Source organism: Anabaena sp. 54, assembly GCF_017355725.1.
Classification (GTDB): Bacteria; Cyanobacteriota; Cyanobacteriia; order Cyanobacteriales; family Nostocaceae; genus Dolichospermum; species Dolichospermum heterosporum.
This window is the reverse complement of the sequence record NZ_JAAVWA010000029.1, coordinates 1-21679: the sequence shown is the minus strand read 5'-3', so window position 1 is coordinate 21679 and position 21679 is coordinate 1. Positions and strand designations below refer to the sequence as shown.

The window sequence follows — 21679 nt, the reverse complement described above, 5'->3', positions numbered from 1 at the left end:
CACTAAAAACTGTTACAGTCTATAACGCGATCGCAACATAAGTCGAGTTCCAATGTTAGTATGCCGTAAAAACCTACAAGAGACAGTTTATGGCAACTTTGACTGGAAAAACCCCAATCTTTGGTGGCAGCACTGGCGGGCTACTCACAAAAGCTGATGTAGAAGAAAAGTACGCTATCACCTGGACTAGTCCCAAAGAGCAAGTGTTTGAAATGCCCACTGGTGGCGCTGCTAAAATGGTAAAAGGCGAAAACCTACTTTACATTGCTCGCAAAGAGTACGGTATTGCTTTAGGCGCGCAACTTCGCAAATTCAAAATCACCGACTACAAAGTTTACCGCATTCTCCCCGGCGGCGAAACTACCATGATTCACCCTGCTGATGGCGTTTTCCCTGAAAAAGTAAATGCTGGACGTTCTATGGTGCGTCACGTACCCCGCAGAATCGGTCAAAACCCCAACCCTGCACAAATCAAATTCAGCGGTAAAGCTACTCACGATGCTTAATCCCTAGGTAATGGGTGATAGGTAATGGGTAATGGGGAAGAAAAAAATTTTGCCCCCTTACCCATGACAAAAAACTCTTTTTAAATTTTTAATTGTTAATTTCTAATTATTTATGATTTTCCCCGATTTCGACCAGTTTCAAAAGCTTGCTGTCCAAGGTAATTTCGTGCCAGTGTATCAGGAATGGATAGCCGACCTGGATACACCTGTATCTGCTTGGTATAAAGTTTGTGCAGATCAACCTTATAGCTTTTTGCTGGAATCGGTGGAAGGTGGCGAAACCGTAGGCCGTTATAGTTTCTTAGGTTGTGATCCTTTATGGATTTTGGAAGCAAGAGGTGATAAAACAACCCAAACCCATCGAAATGGTGATCAACAGGTTTTTACAGGTGATCCGTTTACAGTTTTATCTGAATGTTTAGCACCATATCACCCAGTAAAATTACCGGAATTACCTTCAGGTATTGGCGGTTTATTTGGGTTTTGGGGCTATGAATTAATTAATTGGATTGAGCCGCGTGTACCAATTCATGCTCAAGATGAACGCAATATACCCGATGGATTATGGATGCAGGTAGACCAGTTATTGATTTTTGACCAGGTAAAACGGAAGATTTGGGCGATCGCCTACGCAGATTTACGTGATCCAGCCGGGTTAGAGGTAGCATATAAAAAGGCGAGCGATCGCATTCAGGAAATGGTCAGGAAGCTATCTTTGCCCCTATCACCAGAAAACACCAAATTAGCTTGGACAGCCCCTGGAAACAAGCCTAAAGCGGGCATAGAGGACTATACCAGCAACTTTACCCGGACAGAATTTTGCGCCAGTGTGGAAAAAGCCAAAGCACATATTAAAGCTGGTGATATTTTCCAAGTCGTCATCTCACAACGCTTATCCACAGAATATACAGGCAATCCCTTCGCTTTGTACCGTTCTCTGCGGCAAATCAATCCTTCGCCTTACATGGCTTATTTTAACTTCCAAGACTGGCAAATTATCGGTTCTAGTCCCGAAGTCATGGTGAAAGCCGAATGCAATGATGAAGGGGAAATTATCGCCACAGTCCGTCCCATTGCGGGAACTCGACCAAGAGGGAAGACAACAAAGGAAGATGCAGCTTTAGCCGCTGATTTACTTCAAGACCCCAAAGAAATCGCCGAACACGTCATGTTAGTTGATTTAGGACGCAATGATTTAGGGCGGGTGTGCAGCAGCGGTAGTGTGAAGGTTGATGAATTAATGATTGTTGAACGCTACTCTCATGTTATGCACATTGTGAGTAATGTGGTGGGTAAGTTAGCACCGGGTAAAACTGCATGGGATTTACTCAAAGCGTGCTTTCCTGCTGGGACGGTTAGTGGCGCGCCTAAAATCAGGGCGATGGAAATTATTAATGAGTTAGAACCCAGTCGCCGAGGTGTGTATTCTGGTGTCTATGGATATTATGATTTTGAAGGACAATTGAATAGTGCGATCGCCATCAGAACTATGGTATTACATAATCAGACGGTTACAGTCCAAGCTGGTGCAGGTTTGGTGGCTGATTCTGACCCAGAAAAGGAATATGAAGAAACTCTGAATAAGGCTAGAGGTTTATTAGAAGCAATTCGTTGTTTACGATAAACTCTACTTTTTAGAAAGAAGGGAAATTAAAATCAATACTGGAGTTAAACTATGATACCAGCTATTAGTAGACCTTCAACATTACTTGGTCGAATTAAAGTTGAAAAAGTAGATAAATTCAATTTATTTAAATTTACTGATGAACTCCAGAAGCGAATGGAAGAACTTTTGGAGAGAAAAAAAGCTGATTTGCTGACTTCAGACGAAGTTATAGAATTGGAAGCTATTGGAGAGTTAGATAGAATTTTCACTCACATCAATGCGATGTTAGTATGACTATGTAAAAGAATATCAATTCAGCAACGCCAAATCCCAGCAGGAGAATAGAGATATGAGTATTGTGATTACAGATGAAGTCTTGCAGACAATTCAAATGTCTGACAAAGAATTAGTTCAAGAAATAGCAATTTTGCTCTTTGAACAAGAACGGTTTACTTTAGGACAAGCGAGTAATTTTGTAGGAATGAATCAACTTGAATTTCAACGATTACTTGCTAGTCGAAAAATTCCCATTCACTATGATATTGCTGAATTTAGGGAAGATGTAAAGAGTTTAGAAGCTAATAATTGGCGATGATTATTATTAGCAATACATCACCTATCAGTAACCTCGCTGCGATTGGACAATTAACTTTGTTGCAGCAACTTTATGGTAAGGTCATTATTCCGCCAGCAGTCTATCAGGAAATTCTTGCTTCTGGTAGTACAGATCCGGGTACACTAGCACTTGAAACTCTCGATTGGATTGAAGTTATGCCAGTTACAAATGTTATCCTAGTTCAGACTCTACAAACAATTTTAGATCCAGGTGAAGCAGAAGCGATCGCTCTTGCTGTTGAGTTAAATGCTGATAGACTGATTATTGATGAGCGAAAAGGTAGAAATGAAGCAATAAAGTCCGGTTTACAGGTTACTGGAATCTTAGGTATTGTATTAGCAGCTAAACAACAAGGGATTATTCCACTGGTAAAACCGATATTAGATGATTTGATTGCTAATGGCTTCTGGATTCGTGAACAGTTGTATGCAGAAGTTTTATTAGTTGCAGGAGAATAGCAACCGGATGATATAAAATAATATAAATCTCTGTTTAGGTAAAATTTTAGCATTTGGGTGGGGTGAAATTTGATTTTAGACAAACGACGAGAACTACTAGAAAATTTTATAGTTGATAATGAAGATTTAGAAGAACTAGAAGCAAAACTAGCTGAATTCAATATTTTTGAAGCTATTGGTGTAGTTAGACAAGAAATTAGACATTCAAATTTTTTAGCATTTCTTTTAGACCCATCTCAAAATCATAGACTTGATGATATTTTTCTTAAGCGATTTCTGAAGCGAGTGCTTTTAGAAACTGATAACCCTACAGATACAAATAATGCAAAAATTAGTCCTGTTGATATAGATATAGCTGATTTAACAGACTCAGAGATTAGACGTGAGTGGCAAAATATTGATATTCTTATCCGTTCACCGCGTAATAAATTAATATGTGCTATAGAAAATAAAATTGATTCGGGAGAACATTCAAACCAGTTAGAAAGATATCAGAACATTATTGATATTGAATACAAAAATTATAGAAAGATTTTAATTTATTTAACCCCAGAAGGAAGTTTATCATCTGAAAATAATTGGAGAATATACAGCTATTCTCAAGTAGTAGAAATAATTGATAGTATTTGTAAAAGTTATAAATCTACTATTGGTGCAGATATTTACACATTAATGACACATTATTCTACATTAATTAGGAGACATATTGTGAGTGATTCAGAAATTGCAGAACTTTGCCGCAAAATTTATTTTAAACATAGACAAGCTCTTGATTTAATTATTGAGCATCGTCCCGACTTACAATCAGAAATAGCTGTGGAAATTAAGAAACTACTAAATCCACTTATTGAATCTAACGAAATATTTGCAGATTTTTGGAACAAGGGATGGATAAGTTTTGGAGCTAAAGACTGGGAAAATAAATCAGGAAGTCGAGAAATGATTTGTTTTGTAATTGAAAATCTTCCTGGTTCTCTTATAATGATAGTGCAACTTAGATCCATTGAAGATAAAGAAATTCGTCAGAAAATATTTGATTTATTACAAGAGCAAGACCATTCAAAAATTTTAAAAAAAACAAAACTAAATCGAAAGTATATGACTATTTATAATAGACAAATTTTAAATAAGATTGATTATGAGGATGGTGATATTGAAAATATATTCAAAAAAATTCAGGATTTTTGGGAGGATTTTATTAAAAATGACTTTGTATCTATAGAGAAGATAATCAGTGAAAATATAGAGGTGATTTTGAAGGACAATTGAATAGTGCAATGATATCACACAAGCGAAAAAAGAGATTGATGGAATATCAATCAATAAGCAAGAATATATCAATTATTTTATTTATAAAAATGTTGAATTTTGCAACAAAACTTTATCTATTTGTTTTAAAAGTGATTCTAAATTACCAGAATTATCTAAAACCACATCAGCACGAGCGATTTTTTCCGCAATAGGTAATTGACTATTAATTCTCGCTGCTGCTTGTTCCGCTGTTAAATTATTCCGTTCTATTAACCGCTGTTGTTGCTGTTGTGGAGAACAAGATACCACCCAAATTTGATTAACTAGATTTTCTAAATTAGCTTCAAATAATAGGGGAATCACTAAAATTAAAGTATTTGCAGATGATTCATTAATAGCTTTATCAAAACAATTTCTCACATAAGGATGAATTACCCTTTCTACCCAATAACGTTCTTCCGGTTGATGAAAAATAATTTCTCCTAATTTGGCTCTATTTAAATTACCATCACTTAATATGATTTCTCTACCATATTTTTCAGCAATTTGTGACAAAATAGGAGAACCGACAGATACTGCATCTCTCGCATAAATATCTGCATCTAAAATCGGTAAATTGTAAGTTTTAGCTAAGTAATTAGCAACTGTACTTTTACCTGTCGCAATTCCACCAGTTAAACCAATTAAGTTTTTAGTCATTGGTTATAATACTAAATTAAGATGAATCTTCATAGAATCAGATTTTAAGATTTATTGAACGCAGATAAACGCAAATAAACGCAGACAAAGAGGGATGAATTAATGGATTTCATGATTCTGTGCCACCTCACATAAGGTTGGTATTAGTCATTAGAAAATTCAGCTATGATTTGTCCATTTAATTATGGCATTTGTTAAACCTTCTAAGGTATATTCTTCTGCTTCAATATCTACTCTCCCAAATACAGTTTGACAGGTTTTTGAAGTTTGGGGACCAATGGAAGCTATGCAAACTCTGGCTAAATTTTCGGGATTGTAGGTAAATATATGCGCTGTTAATTGCGAGAAAAATAGGACTGTTTTAGAACTGGCAAAGGTAATAATATCTACAGTATTATTAACTAAGGCATATTCAGCCGCAGGAGGGATACTTTGAGGACAGCAAGATTCATAAGCGGGAACTTCAATTACTTCTGCACCTTTGGCTGTTAATTCTTTCACTAATACTTCTCTTCCACCACTTTCAACTCTGGGAAATAATATCTTTTTACCTATTAGTGATTCGGGAAAGTTTTCCACTAAGGAATCAGCCACAAAGTTAGGAGGAATAAAGTCAGCTTGGATATTTTGTTTTTGTAAACTTTGGGCGGTTTTTTCCCCAACAACGGCAATTTTCACACCTGATAAAGCATTTTTATCTTGACCGGATTTTTCTAATCGCTCAAAAAAGTATTCTACACCATTACTAGAAGTGAGAATTAGCCAATTAAAAGTTGATAAATGCAAAATTGCCTGATCTAAAGCTGACCAACTGCTAGGGGGTCCAATTTCTAAAGCTGGCATTTCTATCACATTAGCACCTGCGGAGGTTAAGCGATCGCTAAATTGATGCGATTGTCCCACAGAACGGGTAACTAAAATGGTTTTCCCAGCAAGGGGAGAAAGATTGTAATTCACGGTTGACATTCAATTTGTTGCAGTAATAATTTTAGGTTTCGCGTCAAGAAGTATCTGTAGGTTGGGTTGAAGAATGAAACCCAACATTTCCTAGACTCAGTTGGGGTTCACTTTGTTCTATCCAACCTATAATTTTACAAATGGAAATCCCTTACAGGTAATCGCGTAATCGGACAACTTCACCAATAACTATAACTGCGGGAGAGAGAGATAAGTCGGCGGTTTGTTCGAGGATATTTCCCAGTTCTCCTGTCCATACTTCTTGACGAGGTGTTCCAGCCCAACGGATAATAGCAATCGGTGTAGAATGAGATTTTCTATATTTTATCAGTTGATGGATTATTTCTGGTAAATTTTTTCCCCCCATCAAAATTACTAAGGTTTCTAAGCTTGCTAATACTTCCCAGTTTAAAGTTTCTGGTTCATGGGCTGTACAAACTGCAAAACAACGACTAAGAACGTTATCTGTAAGCGGAATTCCGGCTAATAATGGTGCTGCTAATGCGGAAGAAATTCCCGGAATGATTTCAAATTCACAACCTGCATTTTTTAAAGCTGCAATTTCTAAAATACAGCGTCCAAATATCAAAGGATCTCCCGATTTTAGTCTAATAACTTGTTTCTTTTCTAAACAATGTTTTACTAATAAATCGTTGATTTCATTTTGGGAAGTGCTGGGTTTACCTCCACGTTTACCAACATCTATTTTTAAGCAATCAACAGGGACACAATCTAATAATTGACTATCAACTAAAGCATCGTACACCAACACCTGAGCAGATGCTAACAGCCGATAGGCTTTAACGGTTAAGTATTCTACATCTCCAGGACCTGCACCAACAAGGTAAACTTTACCTATTTCTTTAATCATATTTATTGTTGACTTTTAATAATTTACCATTGGGTTTTGATGCGATATATAATACCAATTTAGGATGAGAATAGAATCAGATTTTAAGAATTATTGACCGCAGATAAACGCAGATAAACGCAGATAAAGACGGATGAATTAATGGATTTCCTCTGCCCTAGTAGTCAAGACTCACCAAATTTCGCTAGATTAGATCCAGGTACACTTATAGGAATTTTCAATGTCAGCACAATTGTTACTGGTAGATGACGAACCGGGATTACGGGAAGCCGTCAAAGAATATTTACAAGAAAGCGGTTTTAGGGTTCAAACTGCCAGTAATGCCTGTGAAGGTTGGAACTGGATGCAAGAGAACACCGCTGATTTGGTCATTTCTGATATTATGATGCCCCAGGTGGATGGCTATCAGTTCCTCAAGCAAATGCGAGATGACCCCCGTTTCCAAGCCTTACCAGTGGTATTTTTAACGGCTAAGGGGATGACAGGCGATCGCATTCAAGGCTATCATGCAGGTGTTGATGCGTATTTACCTAAACCATTCGATCCTGATGAATTAGTTGCCATAGTTGAAAACTTACTAGCGCGTCGCAGCGCCCAATCTCCCACTACCGGAGAAGACGGCGACACCCCAAATCTTGCCGATTTGGCTAATCAAATCGCTCAAATTAGAATACTATTAACTCATCGGAGTGCCATATCCCAAACGCCAGCCCCGTTTAAAATAGATTTGACTCCTAGAGAGCAAAGTGTTTTAAATTTGGTAGCGGAAGGATTAATGAATAAAGAAATTGCCCGTCGCCTAGAAACAAGCGTCCGCAATGTCGAAAAATATGTCAGCCGTTTATTTAGTAAAACTGGTACTAATAGCCGCACGGAGTTAGTTCGTTTTGCGCTAGAACATGGTCTAGCTAAGTGAACTAATCCTTTAGTGATGAGAGTTACTTGGTAAGAAAATGGTAAAATGCACCTAGATAAATTTGCTGCCGAAATAGTAACATAATGTTGCATATTTTACTACTAATTTTCATAGCTTGCTAGTACGAAGACACAAATATTGTAGACGTATTTTTACGTTTACAAGCAAGCTTACTATTTGGGAAAATAGGTAGAGGCAGACTTTTAACACTTAATCCTGAAACCCCTAAATTAGACAGGCTATCACAAATAACTAAGCTGAATACTATTGTACGGTATCAGCGAAATTGCGTAACCGCATCAGTTGACGGCGCATTTGTGGAGAGGCTTTAAACTCTGAAATCTCCAAAACTGGCATTCTATTTTACTCCCCCTGTCTTTTTTCAGTTAGATTTTACTATTTTTCGATGTTTCTTTACTAGTTATGGCATATCTTAGCCATAAACTATTATTCGATTTTCAAGATGTCATACCATGAAGTTTTTGTAAATAGTTGATTAGCCCTTGATAAAGGTTTTTACATCAACTTGTTAAAAACGTCAAGAAATATTATTTTTTTTACTTTTATTACCTGATAATACTTAAGCATTTTTACTGAAGATACTCCTTTGATAAATGCAATTCATAATTGTAGGAAAATTCACTAAAGTCGCTAGAAGTTGAGTATATTTACATGAGAAAAAACCAGAATCAGTAAAAAAATTAGAAAATTTTTTGTGAATAATCACATCCATGAGGCCAAGTTAACTTCTCAATTGCAACAGAGGGCAAGTAACTGGTTTTCAACCCGAAAATGGCGGGTGAAGGCAAGCAGGGGAGGTAGGGGGAGAAGAGGGGTAGGGGGGTAGGGGAGGTAGGGGAGGTGGGGGAGGTAGGGGAGGTGGGGGAGGTAGGGGGGGTAGGGGAGGTAGGGGGGGTAGGGGAGGGAAGAACAGAAGTTTTTTCCGATCATTACCCGTCAAAATAAATTTGACGAACTACTAGGTGAACACAATAAAACCAAACTGTGTAAAGAAACGTAAAATCGCTGAAAACCTCTTTACTCTTGCCTCTTGCCTCTTGCCTCTTTCTCCTTCCATTCCTTTTTTCCTGACTCAGTGACTCCTGGGCGCAGTCCCGCAGTCCCTGCGCCCCTACATCCTGATGAGAGTGACCGAAATGACGGGACACAAGCCCCGTCCTTCTAGGACGGCTTTTCTTGATTCTTAATATACTCTTTTAATATTTCTAGTGGCGCACCACCGACTGAAGTGGCAAAATAGCTGGGACTCCATAGAGATTCTTTGTGGGGTTTTTTATATCCGGCTTGTCCAGTGCAGACCAATATATAATTAATTTACAGCCCAATGATAGCATTAACCATGAAAGCCAGATATCAATTCCGTTTCTACCCTACAGACCAACAGCAAAAGCTTTTAGCTCAATTGTTTGGTTGTGTTCGCGTGGTTTGGAATGATGCACTGGCTATTTGTAAACAAGCAGAAAAACTACCAAGTAACAACGACTTGCAAAAGTTGGTTATTACTCAAGCAAAAAAAACTATTGAGCGGCAATGGTTGTCTGATGTTTCTAATATTCCTTTGCAACAATCGGTTGCAGATTTGGGAGTTGCCTATAAAAACTTTTTTGATTCGCTAAAAGGGAAACGCAAAGGTAAAAAATTAGGTCGTCCTAAGTTCAAAAAGAAGACTAATCAGCAGTCAGCACGATTTAGAATCGGTGGGTTTTCAATCAAAGGGGATGAGGTTTATCTAGCCAAAATTGGTAACGTTAGCCCGATTTGGTCAAGAGATTTACCCTCCGCTCCTAGCTCTGTAACAGTAATAAAGGATTGTGCTAACCGTTATTTTCTCAGTTTTGTAGTAGAAGTTGAACCCGTTAATATTGATGCTAAAAACCAAAGTATCGGTATTGATTTGGGGATAAAAACTTTTGCTGTCATGAGCAATGGAGAAAAAGCCCAAAGCCCCGATTACTCAAAATTAGACAGGAAGATTCGCAAACTTCAGAAGAAATTAGCACGGCAACCAAAAGACTCACAACGAAGAAATAAGACCCGAATTCAAATTGCAAAACTACATAACGAAATAGCTGATACCAGAAAAGACTTTTTGCACAAATTATCCTCCAAAATAGTTGGCGAAAATGAAGTTATCGTTTTAGAAGATTTGAATGTATCGGGCATGGTTAAAAATCGCAAACTTGCTAGGGCGATTAGTCTTCAGGGATGGAGAGAGTTTCGGACGTTATGTGAAGCTAAATCACAGAAGTTTGGCAGGACATTTCACGTCATTAATAGATGGGAACCGACCAGCCAAATTTGCTCTGAATGTGGCTACAAATGGGGGAAACTTGATCTAAAAATTCGGTCGGTTAAGTGCCTGAATTGTGGGACTGAACACGACCGAGACGAGAACGCCGCAAAAAATATAAATAAAGCTTGCACTGAGCCAAGCCGAAGTGTCGGGATAGGGCATTGCCACGACTCTAAACGGGCGCAGAGACAGAGTAAGACTAGCAACGGTTAGCGTCAGTCAGTGAAGCGTCAAGAATCACCGCACCTTCAGGTCGGTGAGTATGTCAATTTCTCATTCATTTCTGCTGTAAGCTCGAACATAGCAGTTAAAATAATTGCAGTGTAATTTAGCTAAATTCTTACACCCAAATTTATGGATAACCTGATACTGCTCAAGTCCACAACCCGTCATGTTCGCATTTTTGCGGCAGAAATGGACAAAGATGAACTGATTCCGAGTAATCAAGTGTTGACACTAGATATTGATCCAGACAACGAGTTCAACTGGAACGAAGATGCTTTGCAAAAAGTTTATCGCCAGTTTGATCAACTGGTAGAAGCATCTAGTGGCGAGGATCTGACAGATTATAACTTACGCCGGATTGGTTCAGATTTGGAGCATTATCTGCGATCGCTCCTCCAAAAAGGTGAAATTAGCTATAATCTCTCCAGTCGGGTTACTAACTACAGTATGGGACTACCCCAAGTAGTAACCAGTAGCAATCAATAAATATAGTACATACTTACTTAGTCCTGGCGAAGATAATTCGCCGGCTATGTCAAGTTTCAGTGACAGATTGAGAATTAGTTCTGCTATCGCTACATATTCTCATAACAATAAAAGTTATGATGAATCTGTGGGTTGCTAAAAATATGCGCGGTAGTAACTATAGCTACCAAATACTGTTGAAGAAAATGCTAATTGCAGAATCGGTGGGAAAACTATGGAAAATGATGCGGTAACGCTCTGCTGCCCAAATGAATATTGTCAATCGGCTAATCCCCTCACCCACAAATTTTGCCAGCAGTGTTCCACTCCCTTGCCGAAGCGTTATCTCTGGGCTGTGGGCAGTGATTTTAGCCACTGTCATCCTGGCTCTATTTTAAGCGATGCGGGCGCTCGCTATTTAGTCATTAATAAATCCATACTTTTAGATATCAAACCTGGTTTATTGCCCGAAATACCTGAATTAGATAATTTAGAAAAAATTAGACCCTACCTCAAACTAATTACCCATCGTCTCCACATCCCACAAGTTTATGGAGTCCTCAATTTAAGTAATGGGCAGACCAAAACAGAAATACTACTATTAGAAAAACCACCATTAATAGTTAATGCAAGCATTACTCAAGTCAGTCTATGTCAAAGCTTAGACGATTCTTGGAGTCAAGCCTCATCAATGCGTCAAATTCATTGGCTGTGGCAATTAGCTAATCTGTGGCAGCCCCTAGTCATTGAAGGCGTAGCATCTAGCCTCTTAGATAATTCTGTATTAAGAGTAGAAGGGGTACTAATTCGCTTATTAGAATTACGGTTCGATGACAAAAACTCGCCGACATTATGCCAATTAGGAGAATTTTGGCAGCAACTGATCCCAACTACTAAACCAAATATTGCTCCATTTGTGCAGCAAGTATGTGATTGGTTAATTAAAGGAGAAATTAACTCATCGAGTCAATTAATTAAAATTTTAGATCAGGGATTGAGCCAATTAGCAAAATCTCAAACAGCTACAATTAAAATCTACACTAAAACAGACCCAGGACCGAGCCGCCCCCGTAACGAAGATGCTTGTTACCCCGCTGGGGACACTTTAATCACTAAATCACCGCAGGAGAACACCCTAGCTATTGTTTGTGATGGTATTGGTGGACATGAAGGCGGTAACGTGGCTTCCAACCTCGCAATTGAAACTATTTATAAACAAGTCAAAGAACTGACTTCAGTTCCCACCGACAACATAGATCCATCCTTACTACTTTTGGACCTAGAACGGACAGTAGCCAAAGCTAATGACAAAATCAGCCAGCGTAACGATAACGAACATCGTCAAGGGCGACAACGCATGGGAACAACTATTGTCATGGCTTTACCTATTGCCCATGAAATATATATTGCCCATGTCGGTGATAGTCGTGCCTATTGGATTACTCATCATGGTTGTCATCAAGTTACCTTAGATGATGATGTCGCGTCCCGCGAGGTCCGTTTAGGCTATGCTCTTTACAGGGAAGCTTTAGAACACAGGGGTTCTGGTTCATTGGTTCAGGCATTGGGAATGAGTAAAAGTACCTCGCTACACCCCACATCTCAACGCTTTATTGTTGATGAAGATGCTGTTTTCTTACTCACTTCCGATGGTCTGAGTGATTTTGATAGAGTGGAAGAATCTTGGGAAACTGAAATATTACCTCTTCTCTCTGGAAAAACAAGTATAGAAGATGTTGCCCAAAGATTAATAGAAATTGCTAATACTAAAAATGGACATGATAATGCCACTATTGCCTTAGTACATTATCATGTTGAATACTCTGAACCAGAGACGATAATTACAGCGGATATTTCTCATCTTTTACCTGACACAGAATTATACTCAGCCGGTGATGATACAGCCAATGGGCAGAGTTTTATTAATAATCCAAAAACTCAAGTTATTTCTGAACGCAAGACTGCTAAACTTTCCCAATTACCATTACAGTTGTTTATTCTCTTAGGGTTAACGTTATCATCTGGTTTGCTGGGATATTGGTTTAAACTCCAAATTAAGTCACCAACAATAATAATTTCTTCTCCGTCTCCATTTTCTAGTCAACAACCAACTTTGACGGCACAAAGAACTTTACAAAATCTCTCTCCTAATTGGGTGATTCAAGCTAATAGTCCCATAACCTTAAATAAGCAAACTTTCCCTGCTAAAAGTTTTTTCCAAGTTATAGATAAAAAACCTAATCCTAATGATGGAAATAATCCAGATGTAAGTTTGCGTGTTTGTCAAAAATCTAATCCTGCACCAGAAACGCTTAAAAGAGTCCAACTTAACTTTTCCGAACTGCAAGCTTTAGCTAAAGACATCTCTATTTTACAATCAGATCAATCTAGTATTTGTGAATAGGGAACAGGGAGCGGGAAGTAGGGGGAGTAGGGGGAGTGGGGGGAGTGGGGGGAGTGGGGGGAGTGGAGGGAGTGGGGGGAGTGGAGGGAGTGGAGGGAGTGGAGGGAGTCGGGGGAAAAATAACAACTGACAACTGACTAAATTCGCTACTTCTGCCTAAAATATCTGTATCTGTGTTTTGAACGTTTAGTTTCTACCAATCCATGTCCAGCCCGAATTTGGCAATGCTTTCGGCGAGTATAGCGATCGCCCGCCTAGTAAATACTAGCACAGATCACTTCGCTATTTGGGTAGTCAAAGCACCATATCCCAGTGGCTATGTTCTCCGTGATTGTGTTTTCTCCCCTGAACTTAATCAAGTTTGGCAAGAATGGCAACAAATGTTTGCTAGTCATAGTCCCCTAGATATTCCTTCCTATTCAATTTCTTCATCAGTTAATACCTTGCCATTAACTGTAATTTCACCCGCTGAAGGTCAAAGGACAAGTCCCTATAGTAGTCGTCTGATGCAATCCTTGGGTATCAATCTCTGGGGATGGATATTTGATGGGGCGATTCTGAATAGTTGGGAACGGAGTCGGGGTATGGCTATGGGTCAAAAGACTCAATTACGCTTTCGGTTAGAAATTCGTGATCCTGATCTAATTGCCCTCCCCTGGGAAATTATGCAGCGGGAAGTTGGACAATCCGCCATATCTCTTTCCCAAGATGTTTTATTTAGTCGTACCATCAGCGCAGTTGAACCATTACCAGAATTGCGGACTGACCGGGCGGTAAATATTCTGCTGGTGTTAGGACATAATCATAAATTACAACTAGATCAGGAAGCGTCTTTACTAAAAAAGACATTGTTAGAAGGTCATCCTGGGGGCAAAACTGCCGCTGGATACGCACCTTGTACAGTAAAAACCCTGATTCAACCGACAAAGGCAGAATTAATTCAGGAGTTAGAAACTAAAGTTCATAATGTGTTTTTTTATGCTGGTCACGGATTACCAGATCCAGATGGAGGCTCATTATTTTTAGGAAATGAACTCAAAATTAATGGCATAGAATTAGCTCAGATTTTAACGCGAACAGGCATAAAGTTGGCAGTTTTTAACGCCTGTTGGGGAGCGCAACCAGCAGCAGTTAATCACCAGGCTATTCCGGCTAGTAGTTTGGCTGAGGTGTTGATTCGTCATGGTGTGCCAGCAGTATTGGGGATGCGTGATGAAATTGCTGATGTAGAAAGTCATAGTTTTATTCAAACTTTTGCTTCCAGTTTGCGATCGCGTAAATTAATTGATGAAGCAGTGGCAACTGCTAGACAAGAACTATTGACACTGTATAAATTTAATCAACCAGCTTGGACATTACCAGTTCTCTACCTCCATCCTGATTTTGATGGAGAACTGATTAAAAATGTAGACGAAGGAGTCACAGAACTACCCAATACGGCGATTTCTGACCTAGTTACCCCCATTAATACAGCTTATTTGCGATCGCTCACACCAGGAGGCAAAATTTGGTTATTACGTTCTGGAGTTACCCGCATCGGTCGCACAAAAGAGAATGATATTATCATCCCCGAAATTTATATTTCCAGACACCACGCAGAAATTTTATGTCGGAAGACTCTCAAAGAAAATACATCCATGACCACTTATTACCTACAGGATTTGTCTACCTATGGGACAACCTGGTATTTAAGCCCTAATGGTTGGCAACAAATCCTCCGGGAAGAAGTACCTTTAACATCAGGAATGCAGTTAATGTTTGGGAGTTCTAAAGGTGAAATTTGGGAATTTATTCGGGAGGATTCCATCAGTAGGGGCGCAGGGCCTGCGCCCAAAAGTCAGGAGTAAAAACCAGTTGATCATGACTGCTGTATTTTGCGGAAATTCAATTTTTGAGATTGTAGCTGTCAATAGAACCTATAAATTAATAGTGAGAAGAAAATGAAAAACCACATTAATGATTTAAATATCTTAAATATTGCCCCATCAAATGTAGATTTAGAATTTATAGAAGCACTGTTAGAAACTGAAGATGCTGCTTATCCCTGGAATTTAGCTGATGAATCTTCAGAAGCTTATTTTCATAACCTAGAACTACAGTTTGGGTTGCAAGATTTTTCAGATTTAGAACTGAGTACAAGTACCGATAATTTTTATCAAAATCTAGATACAATTTGGGATCAAGTTGCTGTTCTTGAAAATAACAGTAGCAAAAATACCGTTAATTATCTTCAGGAAGTTTTGCAGAACGCTTTTTCAGTTATTCCTAGAGGTTTACTCACTGCAATCGCTCAAAAAGCTACTGAAGTTTCTATTCTTGAACAATCAGCTAGTGAGAAATTAGTGGAATGTGTCCAAGCTTTACTACCTAGTTGGGAAGTAGATGATCTGCTGGTTTTAGCTCGTCCTTTTGCTTACGCAATGCGAAGTAGTGAACCACATACATTGACATCACTAATTAGAGATTTTGAAGAGCGGGATTGGGCAAATTTATCAGAAATAGAACAAGCAAAAATTACCTTAGCGATCGCTGATTATGCCCTCCAACATCGCTCAAAACCCGATTCTCAACCCTAATTTTTACTCTGCCTCAAGTCCAGAGATTAGCTAATTTATCACCTCTCGCCCCCTACTCCCCTACTCCCCCACTCCCCCACTCCCCCTACTCCCCCACTCCCCCTACTCCCCCTACTCCCCTACTCCCCTACTCCCCTACTCCCTGCCTCTTACTTACTTTGGATCAAGAAACCGAGTAGCAAAGTTCTCTGATCTTGTAGGTGACAATACCCGTGCTTTCAGAATTGCCGCCATCAGAAAGGCATAAGATAAAACGCCAACTACTACCAAAAACAAAGCATTAATAGAACCCGTCGCATTCCATAAAGCGTGGAGTGCAGAAGCGCTCAAATAACCCACCGTGAGAATTTGCTTGCCTTTGAGGGGTTTTAACACCGCTAAACCCACAAAATAGCCTAAATAGCCACTGTAAGCCATGTGTCCGGCCACAGAACCTAAAATGCGGGGAATAAGTAGCTGTAAACCGACTGATTGACCAGAATTTTGGGAAATTAAGGGTACATATTGACCAAGAGTTTCTAGTAAAGTAAACCCCACAGCGGAAGCTGTACCCAAGAGAATACCATCCAGCGGTTCCCAAACCCCAATCCGTTCTCGCCAGGGCGATCGGAGGGACTTGCCAATCCAATATGCTCCTAATACTGGTAGTATTTTCAGGAGTTCCTCCATTAACCCTGCACCAAAAAACATCCGTACTAATAATTCGGTGAAGGTAATCCCATCTGGAGATGTCGCATCCAACGTCCCAGGTAAGATATTTCGGAAGACTTTGATAAATAAATCTAAGAGAGGACTCAATAAAATTAAGATTGTACTCAGTGCCGTAGCCATGAGTACCCACCAAGGCTTAGATTTACCACACAATTGATAAACAAAATAGTAAGCAGCAAAAGCGATGTAAGACCCCACAATTACTTGATTGGCTTGGGGATGACCTACCGTAGCAAACATTAATACCACGAAAACTACTGTTAAGATTCCTGGAATCAGGTAGGCTTTGCGAGTGAGATCCTTACCAGTAGAGATAATAGGAAATAATTGTGTGAAGCTTACAGAATCTTGCTTTGATGACAGATGTTGATAATTAACAGATGATAATACTGTCGCTTTACTGACATTGATCATTGTTTTTTGAGCAACAACTTCGTACTCAAAAATAAATTGTGGTCCATCAGCACCCAGGGAAATGCGATCGCCCAAATGTAATTCTTGACATCCTTTCAAGGGTTCTCCATTTAAAAAAGTGCCATTGGCACTATTTAAATCACAAATTACCCAGCTATAGCCGCTATAGGTCGTTAAAGAAACGGGACGAACTACCGCATGACGACGAGATACCATTCGGTATATTACGGCATCCAAGACAATTTGGCAGATGGGGTCACGTCCAATTACCATTTCTTTACCAGGAAGCAACAAGTAGCGAGATGCTGACTCGGAAACTTCGACCTTACTGGACACCAACCGCAGAAATGCATTCTGTCTTGCGTTTTTGCCTGTCATCGAGTTAGTGAGTGTGTCTAAACAAATTCTCCGGCTTATGCCATACCCTATCAGATTTTATAGTAGTAGACCTAATTTTAGCCATATTCAGGGCTGCACCACCCCTAAATATACCATAGCTTCACTAGCTGTTATCCTTATTCAAAATACAAAATTGCAGAAAATTCTCCATAAGTAGTCGGACAAAATTAAATTCACTCGTTGAGAGAGGGAACAGGGAACACTTCGACAAGCTCAGTGCATCGCAGGGAACAGGGAACAGAAAAATCAATTGTGTAATTAATTCTGTCCCATTACTTATTTACCTGCTGCTATTAATCCCTGGCTTGAATCCTCGTTATTCCCATTAGCTAAAATCTCAACGGTAGCGAGAAATTCATGCTCCAAGTAAGGCTTAGTTAAATAAGAATTTGCCCCCAATTCATAAGCTAACTGACGATGTTTATCTGCGCTACGAGAGGTGAGAACAATAACTGGTTTTTTAGCAAAATCTGGGTTTTGACGGATATGGCTTAACAATTCAAATCCGTTCATTCTTGGCATTTCTAAATCAGAGATAATTACTTCAATTTCTGGATGTAGATGTAGTTGTTCTAAAGCCTCCATACCATTTTGAGCTTGTAATACTTGATATCCTGATTTTTGTAAAGTGAGACAGAGAGTTTGCCGCAGACTAATAGCATCATCTACCACTAAAATTACTTTTGGTGATTGGCTATTTCCTGACACATTAGCGGTTAACTGTTTGTGGGTGTGAGTGGCAACTGTCTCTGGTAAAGCTTGTTGATTTGCTGCGGGTGCCATCGGGAGCGACATGACATCCAATGTAGCTTGCATTTCTTTAGTATCAATAAGCAGCGTCCCATCAATAATTAAGATCAAGTTACCATTAGCCAAACTACTGCAACCATAAACATATTTTGGTGGGGTAATGGAACTTCCTAACGGCCTAATTACTAATTCTTGTTCTCCAATAATTTGATCAACTTCTATGCCTACCATACCATGATGGCGACGCAATAAAATGATGGGATTTTTCACCATTCCTGCTTCTGAATTATCTGGGAAATTTTGCAGATTATTTGTACTCAAAACTGCGCCATTATAGTACATTAACCCCGCCAGTTTTTGGATATTGACCATCAATTCATCTTCATCTGTCCGCCAATGTAAAAACTGTTTGCCTTCAAATTCTTTGATTTGTTGAGCAGAGGGAATAACTATTTTTTCAATACTATCTTGTAGTAAAGCGTAAATAACACCACCTGCTTGAACTAACATGAGTTTATCTGTAGTCATAGAGAAAGGAATTTTAAGAATAAATGTTGTTCCCTGCTGAGGTGATGATTGCACAGAAATTGAGCCGTTAAGTAATTGTATTTGGGTACGAACAATATCTAAACCCATCCCGCGTCCAGAGATTTCACTAACTTTCCCGGCTGTAGAAAATCCCGGAGCAAACATCATCTCTATTAATTCAGATTCGGTGAGGCGATGAACATAATCTCCACTATTATCATGGGGAATTAGATTAAGTTCTATGGCTCTGCTACGAACTTTTTCTAAGTTTAATCCTTGTCCATCATCATGGATTTCAATAACAGTTTGACTACCTTGATTATAGGCAAAAATCTCAATGATACCCTGTGCTGATTTGCCTCTTTCTCGGCGAATTTCTGGAGATTCAATCCCATGATCAAAAGAGTTGCGTGCCAGTTGCAAAAGGGGATCATAGAGTTTTTCGGCGATCGCTTTATCAACTAGAACATCTGTACCAGTTAGTTTTAATTCTACCTGTTTTCCATAAACATTGGCTAGATTCTGCACCATTTGCGGAAAGCGACTGAGGATAGTTCCTAAAGGTAACATTCTCGCTTCTACCAAGTTATCTATAATATTTAAGGTTAAGGTTTGTTGTTTCTCCCCAATTTGAGCAGCTTGTTTCATCAGTAATTCTAGGGATTCGGAAGTTTCTTGTATTTGCAAGGTTTCTTCCATTGCTGAATGCAGTGTTAACTGAAACTCTGAATATACATCCATTTCTAAGGAATCAAAATTTACTGAACTCAGGGACTGGGTATGATGAGATGAGACATTATTTCCTTGTAATGGCAAATCTCGTAATTGATATAAAGTTAATTGGTGTTGGTGAAGTTGCTGACTTAATCTATCAATTAATTCTATAACTTGGTCATCATATAAAGTCCGTCTTTTTTGAGAAATTAGTAATTCACCTGTTATGTAATTCAGGCGTTGTAGTCCTTCCACATCAACACGGACAAAGGAAGATTGTCGAGAGTTTCTAGTAACTGCATCAGTAGTTTTTTCTTCTAATTGCTGATTAATTTTTGTATCATAGTTTGTGACTACCTCTTCACTAACTGCTGATGATGTCACACTTTCTAAATAAATATCATCTTGAACGCCTTCTGTTGTTTCTATGATTGGCATTGCGAGTATATTATCTGGCTCTAAAATAGATTCTCCTCCCCATATTGATTCCAGAAGGCTATTATTTTCTTCGAGTAATGAAGAAGGAACTATTTCTTTGATTACTAGCAAATCTTGTAATTTAGGATGATCTAGCCAGTTTTTTTCGGCTTCTGTGACTGGTGGATAATTTTTATATTCTTTGCCTAATTCACGAATTTGCTGCCTTAATTTTTTGATAATGGGAATGGCACTATTATTTTGCTCAACAGTATATTGGAATTTAGCAATGGCTAAAATAATAATTAAAATTACACCACGACGATGGAGACATAAAGATTTGCTATCCCCTACTTTTTCTATAAAGTAAAGAAATTGTTCTAGCCAATGTTCTAAATAATTGACGGGATATTTCTGACTAGATGAAGGAATTAATAAAGATAGATTTAACTCTGATTCTGGTATTTCTCTGTACTGATTAAACCAGCCAAAAATATAGCGAATAGTTTTTAAATAAACCTTGGCGTGAACTGGTTTTAAAGGTTGATTATTCCCATTGCTAAGAGTAGTTAAAAAGTGATAAAATTCTGTTGTATTATTAAAAAATGTATCAGCAAAAGATTGGTGAATAGATCCCAGATATGACTCAGATTTTGGGATTGTTGCCAAAGAACTGGTTGTGATTACAGGAAATAAATCATCATTTGTCGTATTTACCAGCGCTTGCAATTCTAAAGATGCTGAACCTCCAGAAGTGCGATCGCCCCCTAAAACAGCTATTTGTGCTGCTTTTAAATCAGTGAAAGCGATTTTAGCAATTTCTCGCACCTTTTGGGGATTTGCATCTAAAACCGCCATAATTGTGCGTGCCAATTTTTCCAATCCTGGTAGATTCAAAGATTCTGCCAAGCCAATAAATACTTCACTTTGAGAGTGGAGTAATTCACAAAATTCAGTATTATCTGGTGGATTAGTAAGAGCCTGATTCAGAATATCTAGACGTTGTTTTACTCCTACTTCAAAAATAGATTTAACAATATCAAATCCTAACTCTTCCGATGTCGGCACATGAGTTTCTGCTCCGAAAGCATCACCTAACTTTTCTTGGATTTGAATAAATACTGTAGTAGCTCGGTTCAAAAGTTCATCAGCATTGATGTTACTGCTAGTAACTTCTGCCGTCACTGCTAATTGTAGACATTCATAACCTTCAACAAGTAAAGTTTGTAATTCACTATCAATAACAACATTAGGATTATATAAAGCCTTAAATATATCTTCTAAAGAATGGGCAATTGTCATGATGGTATCGAGTCCAACATTTGCTGCCCCACCCTTAATTGTATGGGTTGCCCGCATTAGATTATGTATTTTAGCTGTGCTAGAATTTTCAACTAAAGTATATAAATCCTGTTCAATAGTTTGCAATAATTCCGGTGCTTCGCCCAAAAAATAGGCATAGCCTTGTTCACGAATTGCTTGATCTGTAATCATAATTTTTGATTTTAGATTTTAAATCGAGGAGTTCAGCAGGTAGGGGCGCAGGGCCTGCGCCCATTCAGGAGTATGGCTAACCCCACGCTGCGCTATCAGGAGTTCACGAGTTCAGGAGTATGGCTAACGCCACGCTGCGCTATCAGGAGTTCACGAGTTCAGGAGTTCAGAAGTTCAGGAGTTCACGAGTTCACGAGTTCAGAAGTTCAGAAGTTCAGAAGTTCAGAAGTTCAGGAGTTCACGAGTTCACGAGTTCACGAGTTCACGAGGAAGAAAGAAATTTCTCCCCTACTTCCCTACTCCCCCTACTCCCCCTACTCCCCCTACTCCCCCTACTCCCCCTACTCCCCTACTCCCCCTACTCCCCCTACTCCCCCTACTCCCCCTA

Annotated in this window: 17 protein-coding genes and 3 pseudogenes; 13 read left to right on the top strand and 7 right to left on the bottom strand. The window is 38.9% G+C overall.

All coding sequences use genetic code 11. The features are described from left to right. Window positions 1-89: 89 nt before the first annotated feature. The 6 genes from HEQ36_RS20565 to HEQ36_RS20540 all read left to right on the top strand — a co-directional run bounded on the left by HEQ36_RS20565 (window position 90) and on the right by HEQ36_RS20540 (window position 4455). Window positions 90-506 (top strand): photosystem I reaction center subunit II PsaD, encoded by a 417-nt coding sequence (locus HEQ36_RS20565; RefSeq protein ID WP_015079642.1) that lies wholly within the window; start codon window positions 90-92, stop codon window positions 504-506. 112 nt (window positions 507-618) lie between these two features. Beyond that, window positions 619-2130 (top strand): anthranilate synthase component I, encoded by a 1512-nt coding sequence (trpE, locus tag HEQ36_RS20560; RefSeq protein WP_168636019.1) that lies wholly within the window; start codon window positions 619-621, stop codon window positions 2128-2130. Window positions 2131-2181: 51 nt separating this feature from the next. Continuing rightward, window positions 2182-2406, top strand: a complete 225-nt coding sequence (locus HEQ36_RS20555; RefSeq protein WP_168636018.1) for a hypothetical protein — start codon at window positions 2182-2184, stop codon at window positions 2404-2406. A gap of 55 nt (window positions 2407-2461) precedes the next feature. After that, a complete protein-coding gene (locus HEQ36_RS20550; RefSeq protein ID WP_168636017.1) occupies window positions 2462-2707 on the top strand; it encodes a UPF0175 family protein in 246 nt (81 codons plus the stop codon). Continuing rightward, window positions 2704-3186, top strand: a complete 483-nt coding sequence (locus tag HEQ36_RS20545; RefSeq protein WP_168636016.1) for a DUF3368 domain-containing protein — start codon at window positions 2704-2706, stop codon at window positions 3184-3186. Before HEQ36_RS20550 ends, HEQ36_RS20545 begins: the two co-directional genes overlap by 4 nt. A 69-nt stretch (window positions 3187-3255) precedes the next feature. Next, a complete protein-coding gene (locus HEQ36_RS20540) occupies window positions 3256-4455 on the top strand; it encodes a PD-(D/E)XK nuclease family protein (protein WP_168636015.1) in 1200 nt (399 codons plus the stop codon). An 81-nt stretch (window positions 4456-4536) separates the two neighbouring features. Here the strand turns inward: HEQ36_RS20540 and coaE are convergent, their stop codons facing one another. The 3 genes and pseudogenes from coaE to cobA all read right to left on the bottom strand — a co-directional run. Continuing rightward, the gene (gene coaE, locus HEQ36_RS20535; protein WP_053539045.1) at window positions 4537-5136 is read right to left on the bottom strand and encodes a dephospho-CoA kinase; all 600 of its coding nucleotides are present in this window, start codon (window positions 5134-5136) and stop codon (window positions 4537-4539) included. A gap of 159 nt (window positions 5137-5295) precedes the next feature. Further along, complete coding sequence (locus tag HEQ36_RS20530; RefSeq protein WP_205748514.1) at window positions 5296-6102, bottom strand: uroporphyrinogen-III synthase; 807 nt, start codon at window positions 6100-6102, stop codon at window positions 5296-5298. Between the two features lie 145 nt (window positions 6103-6247). After that, window positions 6248-6964: pseudogene (cobA, locus tag HEQ36_RS20525) on the bottom strand (uroporphyrinogen-III C-methyltransferase); the annotation flags it as partial. Window positions 6965-7184: 220 nt separating this feature from the next. Between cobA and HEQ36_RS20520 the strand changes: the two are divergent. Continuing rightward, the gene (locus HEQ36_RS20520; RefSeq protein WP_053539047.1) at window positions 7185-7880 is read left to right on the top strand and encodes a response regulator transcription factor; all 696 of its coding nucleotides are present in this window, start codon (window positions 7185-7187) and stop codon (window positions 7878-7880) included. Between the two features lie 264 nt (window positions 7881-8144). Here HEQ36_RS20520 and HEQ36_RS20515 read toward each other — a convergent pair. Both HEQ36_RS20515 and HEQ36_RS20510 read right to left on the bottom strand, forming a co-directional pair. Further along, window positions 8145-8225: pseudogene (locus HEQ36_RS20515) on the bottom strand (Npun_R1517 family heterocyst differentiation transcriptional regulator); the annotation flags it as partial. 837 nt (window positions 8226-9062) lie between these two features. After that, window positions 9063-9191 (bottom strand): annotated as a pseudogene (locus HEQ36_RS20510) (transposase); the annotation flags it as partial. Window positions 9192-9225: 34 nt separating this feature from the next. On the opposite strand from HEQ36_RS20510, the gene HEQ36_RS20505 reads away from it, so the two are divergent. The 5 genes from HEQ36_RS20505 (at window position 9226) to HEQ36_RS20485 (ending at window position 15864) form a co-directional block, all read left to right on the top strand. Next, the gene (locus tag HEQ36_RS20505; protein WP_081424202.1) at window positions 9226-10407 is read left to right on the top strand and encodes an RNA-guided endonuclease TnpB family protein; all 1182 of its coding nucleotides are present in this window, start codon (window positions 9226-9228) and stop codon (window positions 10405-10407) included. Between the two features lie 141 nt (window positions 10408-10548). Beyond that, on the top strand, window positions 10549-10905 hold the full coding sequence (locus HEQ36_RS20500) for an NAD(P)H-quinone oxidoreductase subunit M (protein WP_027400788.1): 357 nt from the start codon (window positions 10549-10551) through the stop codon (window positions 10903-10905). Window positions 10906-11119: 214 nt separating this feature from the next. Next, window positions 11120-13288, top strand: coding sequence for a PP2C family serine/threonine-protein phosphatase (locus HEQ36_RS20495; RefSeq protein ID WP_168636013.1), 2169 nt, complete (start codon window positions 11120-11122; stop codon window positions 13286-13288). Between the two features lie 224 nt (window positions 13289-13512). Next, window positions 13513-15135: a CHAT domain-containing protein gene (locus HEQ36_RS20490; RefSeq protein WP_168636012.1), complete on the top strand. Its 1623-nt coding sequence runs from the start codon at window positions 13513-13515 to the stop codon at window positions 15133-15135. 93 nt (window positions 15136-15228) lie between these two features. Next, a complete protein-coding gene (locus HEQ36_RS20485) occupies window positions 15229-15864 on the top strand; it encodes a hypothetical protein (RefSeq protein ID WP_168636011.1) in 636 nt (211 codons plus the stop codon). A 153-nt stretch (window positions 15865-16017) separates the two neighbouring features. Here the strand turns inward: HEQ36_RS20485 and HEQ36_RS20480 are convergent, their stop codons facing one another. Together HEQ36_RS20480 and HEQ36_RS20475 are read right to left on the bottom strand one after the other, a co-directional pair. Beyond that, entirely contained in the window at window positions 16018-17367 is a 1350-nt protein-coding gene (locus tag HEQ36_RS20480) for a PrsW family glutamic-type intramembrane protease (protein WP_168636010.1), read from the bottom strand. A 297-nt stretch (window positions 17368-17664) separates the two neighbouring features. Next, window positions 17665-21291, bottom strand: a complete 3627-nt coding sequence (locus HEQ36_RS20475; RefSeq protein WP_053539051.1) for a hybrid sensor histidine kinase/response regulator — start codon at window positions 21289-21291, stop codon at window positions 17665-17667. Window positions 21292-21410: 119 nt separating this feature from the next. Between HEQ36_RS20475 and HEQ36_RS20470 the strand changes: the two genes are divergently transcribed. Next, window positions 21411-21679, top strand: a 269-nt coding sequence (locus tag HEQ36_RS20470) for a hypothetical protein (protein WP_290708361.1), incomplete at its 3' end; no start/stop codon positions are given.